We start from the raw sequence: 20034 nt of genomic DNA, 5'->3' as shown, positions 1-20034 counted from the left end.
AAACTAAAGAAATCTTAGCTTGTAGTTTTTCTAGAAAAATAAAAAAATTGATAAATATTTCATGTAATTTATCTAAAAAATCAAGTAATCATAATTTTATAATATAAAAAACAGGTAAGCGAATATGAACCTTACCTGTTTTTCTTTGAAAGCTTTTCATATATTATTTAATTTTAATCTTCACATTATATCTCCTAGAATTTAAAATTAAGAATGAAAGATAGGAATTATATAGGATTCCATAATGGAAATTTAACTTATACATGATTTTAATTCTCATAACAAAAATTTTCATTTATAGATTAAAAATTAAGAATTAAGGATGAATAATTATGGCTAAAACTCCACGGTCAAAGCCTTTGGAGTTTTTTAAAAATAAATTTTATTTTAAGAAATTCACCTTTAGTGAATTTTTTCCTAAATTCTTCATTCTTCATTATTAATCCTTAATTTCTAAGGATTTAAGCTATTTTTATAGAAAACTTATTCTCCAGAGTATACTTTAAGTTTTTACATTGTATCCTTATAGTTAAAGTCTTTGAAGTTTGTAGAACAAGTTCTATTTTCTAGAATTATTCTAAATTTTTATAGTATACACCTTAAAAGTTTAGAATTTCTTTAGAATTAATTTAGAAAAACTATAGATACTTCATTTAAAATGAATAAGAGGAAAGCTTTTCTAATTTTGTATAAAGGAGAGGGTTAAAGTGAAAATTAAAAAGAAGACTGCTATGATTACAAGCTTTACTTTGGGGCTATTAATGTTTGCAACAACAGCCATGGCGGAGATATCATCTAAGAGTGGGTATGATCAAGCTAAAGATGCATTAAAGTATTCTGCAGAAAGCTTTACAAGTAAGCTTTCAAACTATACCATGGATATTTCTATGAATATAAAGGATAATGGAAAGGTTATTATCTCTGAGAATACAGTAAATAAATATGATGTAACTAAAAATTCTTGTGAAAATTTTTATACAAGAATTAATGGAAGTAAAAAATCAGAAGAATATTTCTATAGAGATAAAGACATTATGGTTAACACCAGTGAAAATCAAGACATTTATTTTGTAACTGAATATGAAGGTTCAGATGAAGGAAGGATTTTAAGAAACCCGTTTGAAGAGAAAAATGCAGGAGATATTGAAAAGATAGGGGATGCAATTGTAGGTAGCTTAAAAGATTATGTTGTAGTAGATGAAAAAACTGACGGAAGTAAAGAATTATCTGGTTCTATAAGTGAAGCGCAAATACCTTCATTGGTAAATGCAGTTACATCTTACATGATAAAAAGTACATCTTTCTTTAATATAGATACTCAAGAGGAAAAGGTTATGCCGATGATCACTAAAGATGTATATGTAAAAGAAGTTAAAGGTAATATGGTTGTAGATAAAGATGGATTAATACAAAATGTTTTTGGCACAGGAGTACTTTCTGGTAAAGATGATAAAGGTAATGAACACACTTTAACCTTTGAATTACTTGGTAAAGTATCTAATATTAACTCTACTGCTGTAAATAAACCAGATCTTTCTGGAAAGAAAGTAGAAAAGTATATACAAGAGAATATGAATGTATTAAAAAATCCTGGAATGTATGTAGGTAAATACAAGAATGATATTGTTATAAAAGAAGATGGTAAGTTTCAAAAGATTGGAGAAAGAATTATAGATATCACACATTCTGACCATAAATCTATTGGTGGAACATATCATGAAGAGTATGGAGAAGGATATAAGGACTACGTAGGAAATAAATCAGATATCAGTTTTGATGCTAAATATAGAGAAGAAGGCTATTATGATGCAGAATTTGATATTGAAGGATCTTCAGATAAAGGTTATATAAATCTTAATATAGGAGAAGCTAAATTTCACTTTGGAATGCCAGTAGGTGGCAGAGATTGGTATAATGGTGAGTTTACCAGAGTATTTGAATAGCAAATAATTGATAATTTATAGTTTATATTTAAGTTTGAGTTTAAAAATTGAGAGTTGAGAATTATGAATGAAATTTTAGATATCTAAAATTTATGAAAACATATTTATAGCTTTGCATAGTAAAATTATTTCAGTAATTCTTCACTCTCCATTCCCATTTTAACTAAAAAATTGCTGGGTAATTTTTAAAGGAGGGTTACAATTGGAGAAGGTTATTGAGATAAATAACTTAAGTAAAGTTTATAAAAATGGTAGAGGTATAACTGATATCAACCTTGAAATAAATAGAGGTGATATTTTTGGATTTTTGGGACCTAATGGAGCTGGGAAAACTACCGCTATGAAAATTATGACAGGACTTATAAAACCAGATAGCGGTGATGTTAAAATTCTAGGATATAGTGTATTAGAACAATTTGAAAAAGCTATGGCTAAGGTAGGATGTATCATTGAAACAGCAGAGTCCTATCAATATTTAACTGCTTATGAAAATCTTAAGCAGTTTTCGAGATATTATAAAAATGTTGATGATAAGAGAATTGAAGAGGTTTTAGAGCTTACAGGAATACAAAGATTTAAAGATGAAAAAACAAGAAGATTTTCTCTTGGAATGAAGCAGAGACTTGGAATTGCAGCAGCGATTATATCTAGACCTGAAGTGGTTATTTTGGACGAGCCTTTGAATGGATTAGATGTTGAAGGGATGATTGATATGAGAAATCTTATAAAAAAACTTTCAGAAGAAGAAAAGACAACATTCTTTATATCAAGTCATCTTATTCATGATGTTGAGCTTACCTGTACTAAGATAGGAGTACTTTATAATGGAAAAATGCTTAATGTAGACACAACTAAAAATATATTAAATAATTATGCTTCACTAGAAAACTACTTTATAAGCGAGGTGGAACGAAATGGTAGAATTTAAGGTTGCTGTAATTAATGAGTTTGAAAAGCTATATAAAAAGAAAAAGATTTTAGTTGCAGCAATAATATCATTAACTTTCATCGTAATAGGACAACTTACTATTACTGGATTAAGAAGTGGATTTGGATTAAGGGGCACTTCTAGCATGGAGTTTCCAATATTAGTTCTTTCTATAGTAGTCAACACTATATTACCACTTTTTACTGCTCTTGTTACTATAGATAGTTTTTCAGGAGAATTTTCTCAAAACACTATGAAAATTGCACTTACAAGACCAATTACAAGATTAAAGTTTTTTACTGCTAAAATAGTGGCTATAATGTTTTTTGCATTAGTTAATCTCTTATTTGTAATGATATTTTCAACTATTGTAGGGGTAATTTTTAATTCAAGTTCTTTTACTTTACAAGGAATAATTAGAATACTTGTGTCTTATATGGTTACTGTAGTGCCTATGGCAGTTTTAGTACTGTTAATTGTAGTCTTTACCAACATAATAGGAAATGGAACAGGGGTGTTTTTTTTATCAGTGTTTGTTTTTATTGTTTTTAAAATAATGGAGATTGTATTTTCACAATACTCAGGACTATTTTTCACATCAATGTTTAAGTGGTATAATTTATGGATAATGAACAGTTTTCCATTTCTAAAGATTTTCCGTCAGCTTATGATGATGAGCAGTTATGGAATACTACTTTTTACACTGGGATATTATTTATTTGATAAAAAAGAATTTTAAGGTGAAAGAATGGATATAAAGAAGCGGCTAATAATATCTAATACTATAACAGCTATAGCTCCACTTATCATAACGATTATAACTATATTTAGTTTCTTATTTATTTCTTCAAGAATTTTTAATAAGAAACTTGATTATGATGGATTTAAAGATGGAATGGTTGTAAGGACAAAATTGGTCAATATTAGAAATGATATATTAAAGCATAACATAAAAGATATTGAAAAATCTAAACTTCAAGATGATTTATCATATAGGCTTTCAGATTTAGATGGTAAATTTATAATTGTTGAGGGACATAAAATTATAGCTAGTCCTAAGGATATTAGCAAAATAGATATAGAAAAAACTATGGAGATATTAGAAGAAAATATCATAGACAAAAGAATTGTAATTAATGATATTTGTTATATGGTCGAAGCTATAAAGTTGAACTTAGAAGGAGAAATCACTAAAAACATAATATTGTTAGCACCTATAGAAGAAAGAAATATATTTAATGAACTTATAATTATTGCTATTGTGGTTTATATAGTATCTTTTATAGTAATTAACATAATTATGTCTTATCTTTTTTCAGAGCGAATAATAAAGCCTATCAAGTTTTTAAAAGAAGCTACATCTGAAATTAGTAAGGGAAATTTAAATTATGAAATTATTGAAGATGGGGATGAGGAGATAAGAGAATTATGTCATGGCTTTGAGGCTATGAGAGTGCAGCTTAAAGATTCTGTAGTTATGAAGATTAAGTATGATGAGAATCGTAAAGTACTTATATCTAGTATTTCTCATGATTTAAAAACACCAATAACATCAATAAAAGGCTATGTAGAGGGAATATTAGATGGAGTTGCTAACACACCTGAAAAAAGAGAAAAATACTTAAAAACTATCTATTCAAAGGCGGAACATATTGATCATATGATTGATGACTTGCTTTTATATTCAAAGTTAGATTTAAAACAGCTTCCATTTAATTTTGAAAAAATAGATATTGTTGAGTATTTAAGTTTTTGTATATATGAAAGTGAACCTGAACTTATAAAAAATAATATAAAAATAAGTTTAAATAATGACCTAAGGATTTCTCAGCATGTTATGATGGACAGGGAAAGAATGAAAAGGGTTATTTTAAATATTATAGAGAATTCTCGTAAATATATGGATAAAGAGCAGGGAGAAATAAATATAAATCTACGAGAAACAAATTCAAGTATTATAATAGAGATAAGAGATAATGGTGCTGGAATAGATAATGAAGATGTTAGCAAAATATTTTATAGATTTTATAGAGCAGATTCTGCAAGAAGTGAAGCAAGTGGAAGTGGATTAGGCCTTGCTATTGCGAAACAAATTGTAGAAGGACATAAAGGCAGGATATGGGCAATTAGTCATGGAAATGAAGGTACAAGCATTATGATATCTCTAGGAAAAATAATATAACATAGCAGGATTAATATTTGGAGGGGTTCAAGTATATGAAAAAAATATTAATAGTAGAAGATGACTTAAGTATTGCTGAACTTCAAAAAGATTATTTAGAGATATCAGGTTTTGAAGTGAATATTTGTACTGATGGAGTAAGTGGTTTAAATACAATAAAAGAAAATAAATACGATTTAATAATCTTAGATGTTATGCTTCCTAAAATTGATGGTTTTGATATATTAAGAATTATTCAAGAAAACAAGGATATACCTGTTTTAATGGTTTCTGCTAAAAAAGAAGAAATTGATAAAATAAAGGGGTTAACCCTTGGAGCAGATGATTATATAACAAAACCTTTTAGTCCAGGTGAGTTAGTTGCTAGAGTTAAATCTCATCTTCAAAATTATGAGAGAATGAGAAATAAATTTAGCAATAAGATAAATAATAATAGTATTATAATAAGAGGTCTTGAAATACTTAAAGATTCAAGACAGGTATTTATAAATGGAAAAGAAGTTAATTTAGCTCAAAAGGAATTTGAATTATTATTGTATATGGCTGAAAATCCTAACAGGGTATTTGGAAAAGATGAACTCTTCGAAAGAATTTGGGGTCTTGATTCTCTTGGAGACAATGCTACGGTTACAGTACATATTAGAAAAATACGAGAAAAAATCGAATCAAATCCATCAGAACCACAATATATTGAAACGTTATGGGGAGTTGGATATAGAGTTAGGGTATAAATACTATAAAAAAGTTGTTACTTAAATTAAAAATTTTAAATAACAACTTTTTTATTAGTTACTTTAATAAACTATATATTTTTTATTTCTTCTAATAAGCTTATAGCTGCTTTTTTAGGACCGTCTTTTTCCATACCAGTTATACCTAATCTAGTTCTTAATTGTCCTACTTTAACTCCGGATTGGTAGAATTTATTGAAATATTCTACTAATAATTTTTCTGTGTCTTCCATCTTTTGTGCTGGTCCAAATGGATTTGCAAAGTAAGTTTTTACTAATCCTTTTTCTGTGGTAGTTCCTTTAGCCATTCTTGCTCCATCTCTAAAGGTATCTAAAGCTTCGTTTATATCTTTAAAGAATTCTAGATTTTCTCCTTCAGACTCATAGTTATTAGCATATAAGAACAAATCTATTGGATACTCTGTAGTAATTTCTTTATAACTTGCTACAGGTATAACTAACCTAGCGTTTACTTTATCTGGATTCATAAAAATACTTCTATCTATTTGTTTAAAAGCATATCCAGTATCTAAATCATCTAATCTTACAAAGGCTCCTATTTCAGTTCCTGATCCTACTGGTTTTTCATCTTTGTTTAATTTAACTACGCCCATATCATCAAAGATTATAGTCATATCACTTATATAATCTTCACTCAATTCTCTAAAGGCCTCTAAACTTTCAGATTTTCCTGCACCGCTATCTCCCATTATTATTACATTAGCAGTTTTATTATTTTTAGTTACTATATTAACCATAGCACCGTGTATTGGTAGATATCCTCTTTTTATCATTATTAAATTATGAAGAGTCAATGTCATTTTTTTCATATAACCAAAGTAATCTATGGCTTCATTATAGTTTATATATCCTAGCATAATATCATTTTCTTTGTCATCATAGAAAACTGTTTGTATTTCTTCATTGTCATCTCTCGCACCGAACACATATACTATATCTGGTTTTTTATCTCTATATTCTTCCTCTGTAGCTATTTCAAATAAGTTGCATAAAGTTACTCCATGAGCCATAAAATCTCTATGGAAGTATATATAAGCTAAAAGTGTTCCTACTTTTGCAGGATAACAAAACCAATGATCTAAATTTATTCTGCAATTTTTTAATGGATTATGAAAAGTTTCTTCAAACATACCATCTCGTGTATTCTTTTTAGGATAAGTTATAAAAGGTGGATCTAATAATATGGATTCTATAAAAGGAATATTTTTTAAAATTTCATAGTTGTTTGGTATATTCCAATTAGAATTATTTAATATTAGACCTGCATTACCTCCTGCAGGTAATTGTCTATATATTCTTGGTTTTTCCCCTAAAACATTTTCTTCAATTTTTCTATAAGTCTTTAATATAAGGTTAGAAAAATTATTATTTGCATCTATAAAACTAACATTTTGAAGTCCATCTCCGATTTTACTATTTTGAACTATAGTATATCTTTCAAGTTTTCTCCAAAAATTATATAAATCTTCTATCAATAAAGTAAATTTATCTTTGTTTTCTAACAGCTTTTCATATTTATCTTCCATCTTTTTTACTTCTTCTGCATTTAAAACCATAAGCAATTTAAATACATTAGTAATATCTTCTAACAATATATCATTATCATCTACATTCATAGTACTGTCTATATACTTATATACATTAGTTTCTTTTCTTTTTATTTTTTCCATATAGGCTGATAAAATTCTTCTAAAGCCGTAACTACTAAACAATGCTTCAGCAGTATCACAATATTTTGCTGTAAAATTTATCATAACTTTTCCTGTGCTTAGAGAAAATTCTTTTTTCATTCTGCTACCTCCAAATGTGAAATATAAATTTGACGTTTCTTGCAATTTGACTAACTGAGTATCATTATAACATACAAAATTGAAATTTGTACAGTGCCTATCATTCATTTTATGAAAAATTATATAAAATGTTAAATTATTTCTTGCTATGTATATTTCCGCATAGATGCTATCTTTATGTATATTTTTATATTCTTGTTAATCATAATCTTTATAAATAACTTTAAATAAATTTTAGAGTCTATACTCATTTCTAAATAAAATCATAATCTGTTATTACGATAAAAGGCATAGCTATATCGTATATAAATAATATTATAATAATTAACCATATTTCCTAGGCTATATTTTTATTAAAGATACTTCTTTAATTTCTATAATGGGCTCAAACACTATAGTATGAGGTGCTTTTGTTTATTTAACAATCTATAAAAGAATTTATATAAAGTAGAAGTGAAGATAAATGAGACAAGATCTAGACAAATTTGGAGGGAGGTATTTTAATTGCTTATGCATTGGTTATTAGAAATGAAGATTTTAGGACATTACATTTTGTTATTATAGGAGAATTAATAATATAAATCCTATAAAATAGAACTAAAAACTCTATTTCATAGGATTTTTTAGTTGAAAATGAAACAATTTTAAAAATGAGCTATATTTTTAATAAATGTTAAGAAAACATAAAGAATTTAGATATGCCAACATTGAGAGGTTAATTAGACTTGTCAAAGTATAAATGTAAATCAGTAACCTTGTCGATTTCAAAAGTTAACTCGTCTATAGTTTTAGCATTATCATCCTTAAGCCATCTAATTACAATTGAAATGAAAGCACCAGAAAAAAATTCTGATAAAAAGTCTGCACTAACAATAAATTTATTTCCGTTTTTTTCGCAAGCATTTAACATCAGTAAATACTGTGGTACAGTGAGCTCATGTAATGTACCTAGCATTAATCTAGCATCTTCTGATGAAAGAAGACCTTTGAAAAAATTTCTATTTTTATCTATATAAGATAGGATTACATGTATAGCTTCACCTTTACTAAAGTCGGAGATTAACTGCTCCGAAGCTATTATTTCTTTTTTCATGTAATATATGCTAAAGCATAAAAGATGGTACTTATCTTCAAAATGATTATAAAAAGTTGCTCTACTTACCATGGCTTTATTGCAAAGATCATTTACAGTAATTTTATCTAATTCCTTTTCTTCCACTAAAGCAATTAGAGCTTTATGTAATCTAAGGTGGGATTTGGTTATTTTCACATTGCTAAGTTTATCAAAATAATTGTACATTTTTCACCTCCTTGTAAAGTTTTTTACAGATTTTAAATTTTGTAGATTGAACAGAATAATTAATTATAATACTATTAAAAATATCAAAAATGTTAAAAAGGTTAAATTTATTTAACAATTTATATATAGTATATAAAAATCTAGATTTTTTATCAATAAAACTATTTTTACCGGTAGAAAACTATTCCTAAACTACAAAAGAAAGGAGAATTCCTTATGAATTACACAAAAGACTTAAATAAAATTTATGAAAACTTTAATACTAATCCAGAAAGAGGATTAAATGATAATCAAATAAAAATTGCTGAAGAAAAATATGGATATAATAAATTCGTAGAAAAAAAGCCTATGAGTTTTGCAAAAAGATTTATTTTGCAATTAAAAGATTTTATGATAATAATGCTAATTTTCGCATCAGTACTGTCATTCTTCCTAGCTTCAAAAGGCGATGGTAGTTATATAGAAGGTGCTTTAATCTTGATAATAGTATTAATCAATGCTCTATTAGGTGCTATACAAGAAAATAGTGCTGAAGCAGCTCTTAATTCTTTAAAAGACATGAATGCTCACTATTCCAAAGTCATTAGAAATGGCAATATAATTGAAATAAAATCAGAATTTATAGTTCCAGGTGATATTATTACACTTGAGGCTGGTGATTCTATACCTACTGATGCACGAATTATTGAAAGTGCTAACTTAAAAGTTGAGGAATCACCTTTAACTGGAGAAAGTATACCAGTAGAAAAAAGTGCTACTGCTATAGTAAAAGAAAAGGCTCCTATTGGAGATAGATTAAATATGGTATATTCAGGATGTACTGTTACCTATGGAAGAGGTAAAGCAGTGGTTACCGAAACAGGTATGAATACTGAAATGGGTAAAGTAGCATCGCTTTTAAATAATGAAAAAACTAAAAACACTCCCTTACAAGAAAAATTTTCACATCTAGGCAAAACTATCACTATTAGCGCGATTATCGCTTGCACCATCTTGTTCTTCATTGGATTATATCAAGGAGAGACTCCATTAGAAATGTTTATTTCTGCTGTTTCCTTAGCTGTAGCAGCTATACCAGAATCACTAACAGGTGTTGTAACCATATCCTTATCCTTTGGTGTAACTAAAATGGTAAAAAAACATGCTATTATACGTAGATTACCTGCAGTTGAAACTTTAGGAAGTGCATCAATAATTTGTTCTGACAAGACAGGAACATTAACTCAAAATAAAATGACAGTAAAAAGTATATGGCATCATGGAGATGAAATTGTAAGTACAACAAATTCTATAAATAAAGAAGCTTTAAATATATTAAAGTTTGGTACACTATGCTGTAATGGAAGAGTAGACATAGTAAATGGTGAAGAAAAGCACCTTGGTGATCCTACAGAAACTGCTATAATTGCAGCCTTTCAGAAAAATGGCCTTCTTAAAGATGAATTAGATAATGAAATTCCAAAGATTTATGAATTACCTTTTGATTCTGAAAGAAAATTAATGACAACAGTTCACGATATCCGAAATAGTAGTCTAGGCGATAAAGGTAATTATTGTGTAATAGTTAAAGGTGCCTTCGATGTGCTAACTCCAAGATGTATAGAAGGAGATTTTGAACATGCTAAAACTGCAAATTCTAAATTTGCCAAATCTGCATTAAGAGTAATTGCAATAGCTTGCAAATTTTATACTGAGTTACCAAAGGAATTGACTAATGAAGTTTTAGAAAATGACTTATCCTTATTAGGTCTCATTGGAATGATTGATCCGCCTAGAGAAGAGGCGAAAGCTTCTATAGAAAAAGCTAAAGAGGCTGGAATAAAAACTATTATGATAACAGGAGACCATATCTTAACTGCAACGGCAATAGCCAAAGAACTTGGGATATTAGAGAATGATAATGAAGCAATAACTGGTGAAATGTTAAACACTTTAAGTGATGATGAATTTTCAAAAGAAATTAGAAAATATTCAGTTTATGCTAGAGTAAGTCCTGAGGACAAAATAAGAATTGTAAAGGCATGGCAAAATAATGGTGAAGTTGTTGTAATGACTGGTGATGGTGTTAACGATGCTCCAGCATTAAAAGCTGCTGATATAGGATGTGCAATGGGCATAACAGGTACAGATGTTGCTAAAGATGCTTCAGATATGATTTTAACTGATGATAATTTTTCAACTATAATAGATGCAGTAGAAGAAGGAAGAAGTATTTATGATAATATTAGAAAAACTGTAGAGTTCTTTTTAAGCTGTAATGTGGCTGAGGTTATTATAGTATTCGTTTCATTCTTATTAGGATGGGGTTCACCTATTTTAGCAATGCAATTACTATTAATAAATGTAGTAGCTGATGCACTTCCTGGATTTGGTTTAAGCAAAGAAAAAGCTGACAATGATATAATGACTAGAAAACCTATAGATAGAAATAAAAGTATACTAGCAGATAAAGTTGGAATTAAAATAATTCTACAATCTATAATGTTTGCTATATTAACCTTACTAGCTTATTATGTTGGAAACTTCGTAAAAATTTCAGATACAATACTACCATCAAAAGATGTTGGTATCACAATGTGCTTCTTAGTTATGGCTTTCTCATCAATAGTTCATGTATTTAATTGTAGAAGTAAATACTCAATATTTAAAATTAAGTTCAGCTCTAATAAGGCAGTTTTAAAAGGAGTTGCAGGATCTATGGCAATTATGTTCATGATTTGCTTCATACCACCACTAGCAAATCTGTTTAGCGTAGTTCCTCTATCTTGGAATCACTGGATGCTTGTAACAGTATTATCTATAGCTCCTTTAATAATAGTTGAAGCAGTAAAAGCTTTTGTGAATAAAGGTGAAGTATATAAGGAGTACAATGCTATAAATTAATGAGAATAACTTTAACTTTTAATAAGAGCATAAAATAGCTATTTCCCCACCTCTGGGGAACAGTAGTGAAGCCCTTTAGGGTTCCCCTGAGGTGCAGTATAGTTTGGAACAACTTAATCAATGGAGAATTGAGAATGGAAAATTGACAATTGTAGTTGAAATTAATTTTACAAATTAATTTCTTTGAATAGATTCTTTAATAAAAGTGACTATATCCCTTCAAAAATAAATAAACTCAAAACTTCTCCTATAAAAGAGAAGTATCAATAATTCTCCATTATCAATTAGAGCTCAGTATAGTTCACAGAAATATCTATTTACTTAACTAAAATAATGAAGAGAAACAATACAATTAAAGCATTAGAATAAACTAAATATAAAATAAAAAAGACTATGAAGAAAGCTTTTATAGATAACTAACTTCATAGTCTTTTGTGTTTTATAAAATGGATAAATGATAAATTCTTAAAAAATATTACTAATTTCTACATATTTCTGAAAGAATAAAAAATATGTTGGAATATTTGGGGGAATTAGGAAGGTATATTTATAATTTTGTAGAATATAAAATTGTAATATACCTTATTATGTGCAGTTGATAATGTCTATAATCGGAAGTTGATAATGCAATATAGACAAATAAGATCAAAGTAACTTTAGAAAAAAGTATATTAAAGAACTAAATTCATCTAGTTCAGAAAATAGTGGAATTTAGTACATATGAAATGAAAACTAAAATGTTTTAGATAAAAATATAAGAGAAAGTTGGCAAATTAAATAATGAAGTTATTAATACCAATAAGAAATTTAGTAATTGAAACCGTAATTAAATTAGGAGATGTAATATTAGTTCCATGTTACTTCATTAACAGTGACACAGAAATTAGCATGGATAAAAATATCAATGATTCAGAAGTATTAGAAGTAAGTAGTTTTATAAAATTATATTATGAATTTATTAAAAAATGTGGAAAAAAACATATTACATTAGCTTGGATTGATATTACTGTTGAGTTTAATTCTAATTTAGATAAAAAAAATTTTTGGAGAGTAAATGTGAAACTGTAAATAGTTCGTTAGACTATATAAGAATTAATTACTGTCGTTTTGATAGAAAGGAAATGCTACCAAGTATTCCGGGTGTATTAGGTTTATATAAAGAAGGTATTTTGTTTGATAATGAAGCAAAAAAATTAGAAGTGATAATTGGAAATGAATATAATTTTCTTATACAACCAGGAATAGGAATAGAGTGCAATGTAGTATCACCAAAAGAAGATAATCATTATTTATATGGAATACTTTTTAGTAATAGAACCGATGAAGTATATAGAGAATATCGTTTCATATTGGGTAATGCAAGCAAAGCTATGCATATTGATGATATAAATATTTGTTTTACATTTCTTTTATCAATGGCTGAAAGAATGGCTAGTAGAGAATATATGAGGTTTCCGTTTAGGAAAAAAAGAATAATTTCTTGGATTTCCAAAAGTCAGAATGAATATGATACATTGAATAATCAATTATATTTTTTTCGAAAAAAATTAGAACAGAAGTCGTGCATAAGGGAAAGAGTATATTAGATGTAGTCACAATAAAAAATGCAAATAAAATAATCAATAGTTTATTTCTTATAATTTATAGATTTGCATGCAAAGTTATTGATAGTGATATATATTGCTATGATGATTTAGAAAGTGAATTGGAAAATAGCAGAGATAAATTTGAAGAAAAGAAGGCTATAATGCCCACTATAGAAGAAAATGTTGAGATTGTGCAATCAGATAATGGAATAGAACATATTTTTTTAATTCCAATAAGTAACCTTAAAATTGACAATATAATTCATTTAGGCGATATGATACTTATACCTAGGCAGTATAATTTAGATTTATTAAAAGATGATGATTTAAATATTAACGAAGAAATAATGGTTGAGATTAGAAATAGTCAGGAAATAGCAAAATTAGTCAGCAAATCAGTTGTTGCTGTGTTCAAAGATAAATATCTAATTAAAGGGGAATGGCATTCGGAAAAGGAATTTAGTTTTCTTGAAATACTGTCCAAGAAAGTTAATAGAAATATGAATTATATTATTTTAAAATATTGCAAAATTAATAACTTTAATAAAATGCCAAGTATAGCAGGGATTACTGATGGTTTTAGGCAAGGAATTATGATAAATACAAACGATTTATATATAAGAGGACTATTAGGGGAAATATATAGTCTATACTGTAATTCAAAAGAAGAGCTTGTGCTAAAAAAATGTTTTCCAGAAAAAGAAGATAGTATATTATATCAATTATTATATACAAAGAGAAATGATGAAGTATATATGAATTGCAGGGAAGCTCTTTCAAGAATATGTGAAGCAATGTATATTAATGATTACACTATTTCTGTTATACATATGTTTAATACGTTAGATATTTTAGAACCTTCGTACTTTGATGAAGATAAAATGAGAACACATGTAGTAGCATTTATATCTAATAATAAAGATGAATATAGAATTAGAATGCAGGAATTAAAGAATATTTCAGATAAATATAGGAAACAGATATTTCATCATGGCAAAGATATCGTTCAATTATGTGAGAATAAACAAGAGATAGATATGTTGTTTGAAAAAATAAGTGATATAATCATAGATTATTGTAAAAATGTTGTCTCACTAAATATAACAACTTTTGAAGAATTATATAAAGCACGAATAGATAGATATAATGCATTTAAATAAGATTTATGTAAACTACAAATGCTATGAATATTAAAATTAGATTATAAATGATAATTTATAAAATTAAGTTAACTTTTCATTATCCATATAATTGGACAGGCTATGTCTATAATAAGAAGTGTCAAAATGTATTTTTAGTCTATAAGTAACGAAAACATGTTATTATATAAAACCGTGAAAGGTGGTAATGAGGATGAGTTGGATTCATATTAATGGAATATCAATAGCGAATTACCGTTCTTTTGGAGAAAGAAAGGATATTGTATTTCCAGATAAAAACTATAAGAAACCTACAGCAATTGTTGGTTATAATAATGCTGGCAAGACTAATTTATTAAATGCAATATTATATGGAATCACTGAAAAATATGTTAATAAGGATACTTTTACTATAGATGATTTTCATAATCGAGATATAAATAATGTTCCTAGAATCATCACTGGAATAGATACATCTGTAGAAGTAAAAAAAGATGGCAAAAGTGCTGATTTAACAGGATATCATTTTTGAACATTGAGTTGGATGGAAGTGAAATTGAAAATGCTAAAATAGATTCTTTTAAAGATAGTGAACAAACCGAAAAGAATTGGAATGTATTTGGTGCTTCCAAATACTATAAGATATTTTATATAAATTTTCATGAGATAAAGAAAGAAATTTCCACTAAAAAAACTAGTTGGGGAAATTTAACTTCATTTCTAGCGAAACATATTAAAAGCATTGTTGATTTAGATAAAGAAATGTTGAAAAAGAAGGGTAATTTTAAGAATGAAATAAAGAATTCAACCGATAGTGTTATTAGAGATTCTAATCTAAATAATTTTATTAGTAAAATACAAAAAAACTATTCAAAGAATCTTAGAGATAATAATTGTAACATTGAGTTTGGTTTGCCAGATTATGAGGACATCTTTTTAGAAATGATGTTCAAAATTGGCTTAAATGGAGATACTGATAATTTAGTGCCCATTGATCATTTTGGTGATGGTTATATATCAATGTTTGTTATGGCTGTTATTCAAGCTATAGCAGAAGCTAATAGTGAAGACAAATGTTTATTTCTATTTGAAGAACCTGAAAGTTTTCTTCATGAAAATCACCAAGAATATTTTTACAAAGTTGTTTTATGTGGATTGGCGGAAAATGGTCATCAAGTGATTTACACTACCCATTCAGATAAGATGATTGACATTTTTGATACAAAAGGCTTAATTAGGATTGAATTTGATGAAACTCTAAAACAAACTGATGTTAAATATAATAAAGCTAAAGATGACTTTCAATCAGATATCAAAATCTTAGAGGTTGAAGGTGATGAGCTTATAGAGAGAGTTAGAGATTATAACAATTACATTAAAATTATTGAACCAAATTTAAATAAAATAATCTTTAGCAGAAAAGTACTTCTTGTCGAAGGTCCAAATGATATGATGGTCTATAAAGAACTTATTAGAAAGAAAGTACTTGAAGTTAGTGGTGATGCTAAGCTTGCTGATACGTACCTGAATTTTAATAACATGGCTATAATTCCACACCATGGAAAAATAACAGCATTGGTCCTTGCAAAGCTATGTAAGTACCTAGGATTAGATTATTTTGTTATAAACGATTTTGATTTCAAGGATAATTTAATCGATAAGCTAGACTTTAAAACTGAAGATGATTTGAAGAATAGTGATTTCTATAAATCTGAAATCAATGATATTAAAGCGTATAATATAAAAGGTGAGGAATTAAGTGAAAAAACTAAAAAAGCAATGATAACAACTAATTGGAAGTTAATTAACGAAACTAACATTGATCACATTCATTTTAATATACCAAAATTAGAATGTGTGATTGGATATAGTGCAAATGACAAAGACAGTACAGGTATATGGAATACAATTAATAAAATAGATAGTTTTAGTGAAGAATTATTTCCATTAAAATTAGTTAAGTTTTTAGAAATTGACAAAATAAAATTAAATAAAGAAAAACTTGAGATTAAACATGTTTTTCACTTAGAAAGTTAACTTATAGAACGAAACTAAGATAGACATAATAAATTTTCGATTACAATATAATGGTATGTTAAGATGGTAATTATAATAGTAACATGTACTAAATTATGAGAATTTCATAGTTATACAAAATTGAAAACTAATAAAAGGAGAATTTTATGAAATTTATTATTCCAGTAGAGAATCTTTTTGTTGAAGGATTTATTAATATAGAAAATGTTTGTTTTTACCACCATACTTATATGACGAAGAGCAATTGCCATTTGATGTGCATGATATAAGCAGTGAGATAATTGAGCAAACTTATAATATTATAAACAATTGTGCTTATGAGTATAAAGAAAATTATCAAAAATATTCAATAGCCATATTGGAGTATCCATTCACAGAAGAAGAATTTAATAATAATGTACCAGCAAAGGATTTTTATACTCTAGAAAAGGTTTGTTATAAAGTTGATAGAGCGCTTGACCAAATTAGATTGAATAAGTGTAATTTTTTAAATAAAGAAATGCTACCAGGCATTGCTGGAATTATTGGAAAGTATCAGCGTGAAATTGTAGTTAATATGGAAAATAATTATTCCAGAGAGATGTTGGGTAAAGTATACGGCATTTATAGTTTGTCAGGTATTGGATTAGAAATTGATAGTTATGACATCGAATGCGATGAAATACATAACAAGTTATTTAAAACAGATAGAATTGATCCAGTTTTTTAAAATGTCGAAACGCAATAACAAGAATAAATGAGGCATATTATTTCAATAATATTAATACAAGTTTTGTTTATCTTATGAGTACATTAGAAATGCTAGCAAGTGATAATTATATGCAATTTAAGAAAGTCAAAACCAATATAGTTCCATTTATTGCTGCAAGCAAATCTGACTATCACAAAAAATGTGGAAAATTAAGAGATACATCAGAATACATAAGAACAGAAATAATACATAACGGCAAAAGTTTATATGATATTATGGATAACAATTCTGAAATAAATAAACTATTAGAATTTCTTGTTGATACAATAGTAACATATTGTGAGAATGTTGTAAAATCAGAGATTTATGATGAAAATGAACTTATTAAAGAAAGAGACAGAAGAATTCTTCAATTCACAACTTAACCTAGATTTTTATCATCATATAATAAGACACTCTGCTTTGGGTCAAGCCTTTAAAGTAGCAAAAGCATATTCTTCAGCCTAAGATAAGAACTATCTAAGGTTTAGGAACATTATGTAAATCTATTACAATTTCAGATTCCCATTATTCATATAATTGAAAGAAAAGTAATAAATATTTGTTATATTAGAATTATTTACGCACATACTCTCGTTTAAGAGATTCTTAGTATTAAATATAGCATAGATATCCTATACACAATAGAAACAACAAAAAATTTAATATGTAAATGTAAAAGCAACTAACGAAAGCCAATATTAAGCTATTTGTTGGCTGTTTTTGTGTATCTATTTAAGATTATAGAGATTTTATATGTTATATCAATTTTATGAATCATCACGTGTTAAAATAAAGTTCCTAATATTGAAATTCTGTTATGTAAGACATTTATTATTGTTCTTTAAGAATTTAGAAACTACTTGAAAAAATTCCTTATCACAGTTTAGAAAGGTATGATGTCCTCCAGTATTAAAATAGTATTTTTCGTTGTTAGGGAAATAGTGAAAGTATAGCTTTTTTTTATTTTGGTGTACTAACTTTATCTGCGCAGGAGCCTAAATGAGTGCTAGTTTTCATAATCCTTTGTTTTGTATCTAGGAGACGGTTCATAATTACATAGAAGCTTATGTATTAATAATAGAAACTATCCTTTTATTTATGTAGAGAAACAAGTTGGTAGAGATTTAAATATAGAATATAAAAAAAGCTATGAAGTAGAGTTAAGATAACTAAACTTCATAGCTTTTGTATTTTAGATTTTAAACATTGACAACTTTAACTTTAAATGATATATTTTTATGAATAAACCATAATATATTATTATATCACATGATAATATACTTGTCAATAGTTATTTGAAAAAAATAAATTTAAAGGAGTGTATTTTATGGAGGTTGACAAAGCAAGCCTTACGGCGATTGTATCAGCATTTGGACGAGCATATCATTCACTAAATGATGAGCCAAAAATATTTAATGATTACTTAGCTAGGCAGCTGATTATGGATGATGAGTTCGGAAATATTTCTAAACATATGATAGAAGGAATTAAATTTTTTAATCCTAAAGAAGCACATTTATATAAGGATGAAAAATCTATACTAAAATGGATTGTACAGACACAAATATCACCAACACCTTTAGCAAGAAGTAGATACACAGAGGATATGTTAGAAAATGCTATTAAAATGGGTGTAAAGCAATATGTTATTCTTGGAGCAGGTTTTGACACTTTTGCATTTAGAAAACCTGAGTTATTAAAGAAAATAAAAGTCTTTGAAATTGATCATCCTGCCACCCAAGAATTAAAATTAAAAAGAATTAAAGATTTAGGCTGGAAAATAAGTCCTTCACTTAAATTTGTTCCTGTAGATTTTTCAAAGGATGATCTTAAGAAGGCATTATTGGATTCAGGATTTGATTCAAATAGTTTTAGCTTTTTTAGCTGGTTAGGAGTCACATATTATTTAAGCAGAGAAGAAATAATCAACATGTTTAAAAGTATTTCCAGCATTGCATGTAAAGGCAGCTCATTAGTATTTGATTATCCAGCTAAGGATATTTTTAATAACGAGAAAACCACAAGTCGTGTACAAGCAATGGTTAAAATGGCTGAAGCAGCTGGTGAACCTATGAAAACAGCATATTCATATTCAGAGCTGGAAAGTGATTTAGATAAAGCAGGATTATTGATTTATGAACATCTCACTCCAAAGGATATTGAAGAAAAATATTTTAAAGAAAGAGATGATTATTATCATGCTTTTGAAAATATAAACTATACTTTAGCAGTTGTGGATAAAAAGTTGGGGGCGGTTCATAGTAATATTTAAAATTCGATAATATTACTATCATGCTAAAAATATTAAATATAATATGAGTATATTGGTTAGGGGAATTGCTCTAACCAAATTTTTTATCTAATTGAATATTGAGTTTTATAAAACATACTAGGTACTATTTTTTAAGTAAAGTTAACTGTCACTAGAATTGCATTATTAGATTGTTTAATATTCCACTAATATAAATTTTAAAATTGCTATTAGAAAGAGCAATTGTGCACAATGCTAAGGGGAATATAGTTACTTGAAAATATAATAGATTTAATTATTATATGAGAATAGTCAAGCAATATGAGGTTTGAATTTTATGGAATAATTGTTATTATATATGATATAATGTAATTATTTGGAGTATGATGAAAGAGTTTAATGTTAAATGGAAACATAAGAAAAGACAGTGTTTTAAGAGAATATTATATGTAAACAGCAAAATGAACTGCAAATTAAAAGACAACTATTTGTTTTAAAAAATTTAAATAA

The 20034-nt window shown here is 27.2% G+C and carries 16 protein-coding genes; 14 read left to right on the top strand and 2 right to left on the bottom strand.

What is annotated here, in order from left to right; translation table 11 throughout:
- Nucleotides 1-707 precede the first annotated feature (707 nt).
- From ACWPW7_RS18765 to ACWPW7_RS18745, 5 genes are all read left to right on the top strand, one after another.
- Complete coding sequence (locus tag ACWPW7_RS18765; RefSeq protein WP_454054746.1) at nt 708-1943, top strand: hypothetical protein; 1236 nt, start codon at nt 708-710, stop codon at nt 1941-1943.
- 202 nt (nt 1944-2145) lie between these two features.
- A complete protein-coding gene (locus ACWPW7_RS18760; protein WP_454054745.1) occupies nt 2146-2871 on the top strand; it encodes an ABC transporter ATP-binding protein in 726 nt (241 codons plus the stop codon).
- Complete coding sequence (locus ACWPW7_RS18755; protein WP_454054744.1) at nt 2858-3610, top strand: ABC transporter permease; 753 nt, start codon at nt 2858-2860, stop codon at nt 3608-3610. Before ACWPW7_RS18760 ends, ACWPW7_RS18755 begins: the two co-directional genes overlap by 14 nt.
- A gap of 9 nt (nt 3611-3619) precedes the next feature.
- The gene (locus tag ACWPW7_RS18750) at nt 3620-5053 is read left to right on the top strand and encodes a sensor histidine kinase (protein WP_454054743.1); all 1434 of its coding nucleotides are present in this window, start codon (nt 3620-3622) and stop codon (nt 5051-5053) included.
- A 35-nt stretch (nt 5054-5088) separates the two neighbouring features.
- On the top strand, nt 5089-5784 hold the full coding sequence (locus ACWPW7_RS18745) for a response regulator transcription factor (protein WP_454054742.1): 696 nt from the start codon (nt 5089-5091) through the stop codon (nt 5782-5784).
- A gap of 71 nt (nt 5785-5855) precedes the next feature.
- Here ACWPW7_RS18745 and ACWPW7_RS18740 read toward each other — a convergent pair whose 3' ends face one another.
- Together ACWPW7_RS18740 and ACWPW7_RS18735 are read right to left on the bottom strand one after the other, a co-directional pair.
- Complete coding sequence (locus tag ACWPW7_RS18740) at nt 5856-7595, bottom strand: phosphoenolpyruvate carboxykinase (protein ID WP_454054741.1); 1740 nt, start codon at nt 7593-7595, stop codon at nt 5856-5858.
- 715 nt (nt 7596-8310) lie between these two features.
- Nucleotides 8311-8895, bottom strand: a complete 585-nt coding sequence (locus ACWPW7_RS18735) for a TetR/AcrR family transcriptional regulator (RefSeq protein WP_454054740.1) — start codon at nt 8893-8895, stop codon at nt 8311-8313.
- A gap of 216 nt (nt 8896-9111) precedes the next feature.
- Here ACWPW7_RS18735 and ACWPW7_RS18730 point away from each other — a divergent pair, with 216 nt between their 5' ends.
- From ACWPW7_RS18730 to ACWPW7_RS18690, 9 genes are all read left to right on the top strand, one after another.
- On the top strand, nt 9112-11778 hold the full coding sequence (locus tag ACWPW7_RS18730) for a cation-translocating P-type ATPase (RefSeq protein WP_454054739.1): 2667 nt from the start codon (nt 9112-9114) through the stop codon (nt 11776-11778).
- 780 nt (nt 11779-12558) lie between these two features.
- Complete coding sequence (locus ACWPW7_RS18725; RefSeq protein WP_454054738.1) at nt 12559-12846, top strand: hypothetical protein; 288 nt, start codon at nt 12559-12561, stop codon at nt 12844-12846.
- Nucleotides 12822-13364 carry a hypothetical protein gene (locus tag ACWPW7_RS18720; protein ID WP_454054737.1) on the top strand — a complete coding sequence of 181 codons (543 nt, stop codon included), beginning with the start codon at nt 12822-12824 and terminating at the stop codon, nt 13362-13364. The genes ACWPW7_RS18725 and ACWPW7_RS18720 overlap by 25 nt, the downstream gene beginning before the upstream one ends.
- Nucleotides 13340-14524, top strand: coding sequence for a hypothetical protein (locus tag ACWPW7_RS18715; RefSeq protein ID WP_454054736.1), 1185 nt, complete (start codon nt 13340-13342; stop codon nt 14522-14524). The genes ACWPW7_RS18720 and ACWPW7_RS18715 overlap by 25 nt, the downstream gene beginning before the upstream one ends.
- A 193-nt stretch (nt 14525-14717) precedes the next feature.
- Nucleotides 14718-15035 (top strand): AAA family ATPase, encoded by a 318-nt coding sequence (locus ACWPW7_RS18710; RefSeq protein ID WP_454054735.1) that lies wholly within the window; start codon nt 14718-14720, stop codon nt 15033-15035.
- Nucleotides 15032-16540 carry an ATP-dependent nuclease gene (locus ACWPW7_RS18705; RefSeq protein ID WP_454054734.1) on the top strand — a complete coding sequence of 503 codons (1509 nt, stop codon included), beginning with the start codon at nt 15032-15034 and terminating at the stop codon, nt 16538-16540. The genes ACWPW7_RS18710 and ACWPW7_RS18705 overlap by 4 nt, the downstream gene beginning before the upstream one ends.
- A 208-nt stretch (nt 16541-16748) precedes the next feature.
- A complete protein-coding gene (locus tag ACWPW7_RS18700) occupies nt 16749-17249 on the top strand; it encodes a hypothetical protein (RefSeq protein WP_454054733.1) in 501 nt (166 codons plus the stop codon).
- A gap of 74 nt (nt 17250-17323) precedes the next feature.
- Nucleotides 17324-17656, top strand: a complete 333-nt coding sequence (locus ACWPW7_RS18695) for a hypothetical protein (RefSeq protein ID WP_454054732.1) — start codon at nt 17324-17326, stop codon at nt 17654-17656.
- A gap of 944 nt (nt 17657-18600) precedes the next feature.
- Nucleotides 18601-19545, top strand: a complete 945-nt coding sequence (locus tag ACWPW7_RS18690; RefSeq protein ID WP_454054731.1) for a class I SAM-dependent methyltransferase — start codon at nt 18601-18603, stop codon at nt 19543-19545.
- Nucleotides 19546-20034: the final 489 nt, after the last annotated feature.

It is taken from the genome of Clostridium sp. Marseille-Q7071, assembly GCF_965112025.1.
Note: the sequence above shows the minus strand (reverse complement) of the source record. Positions and strands in the feature narration are given on the sequence as shown.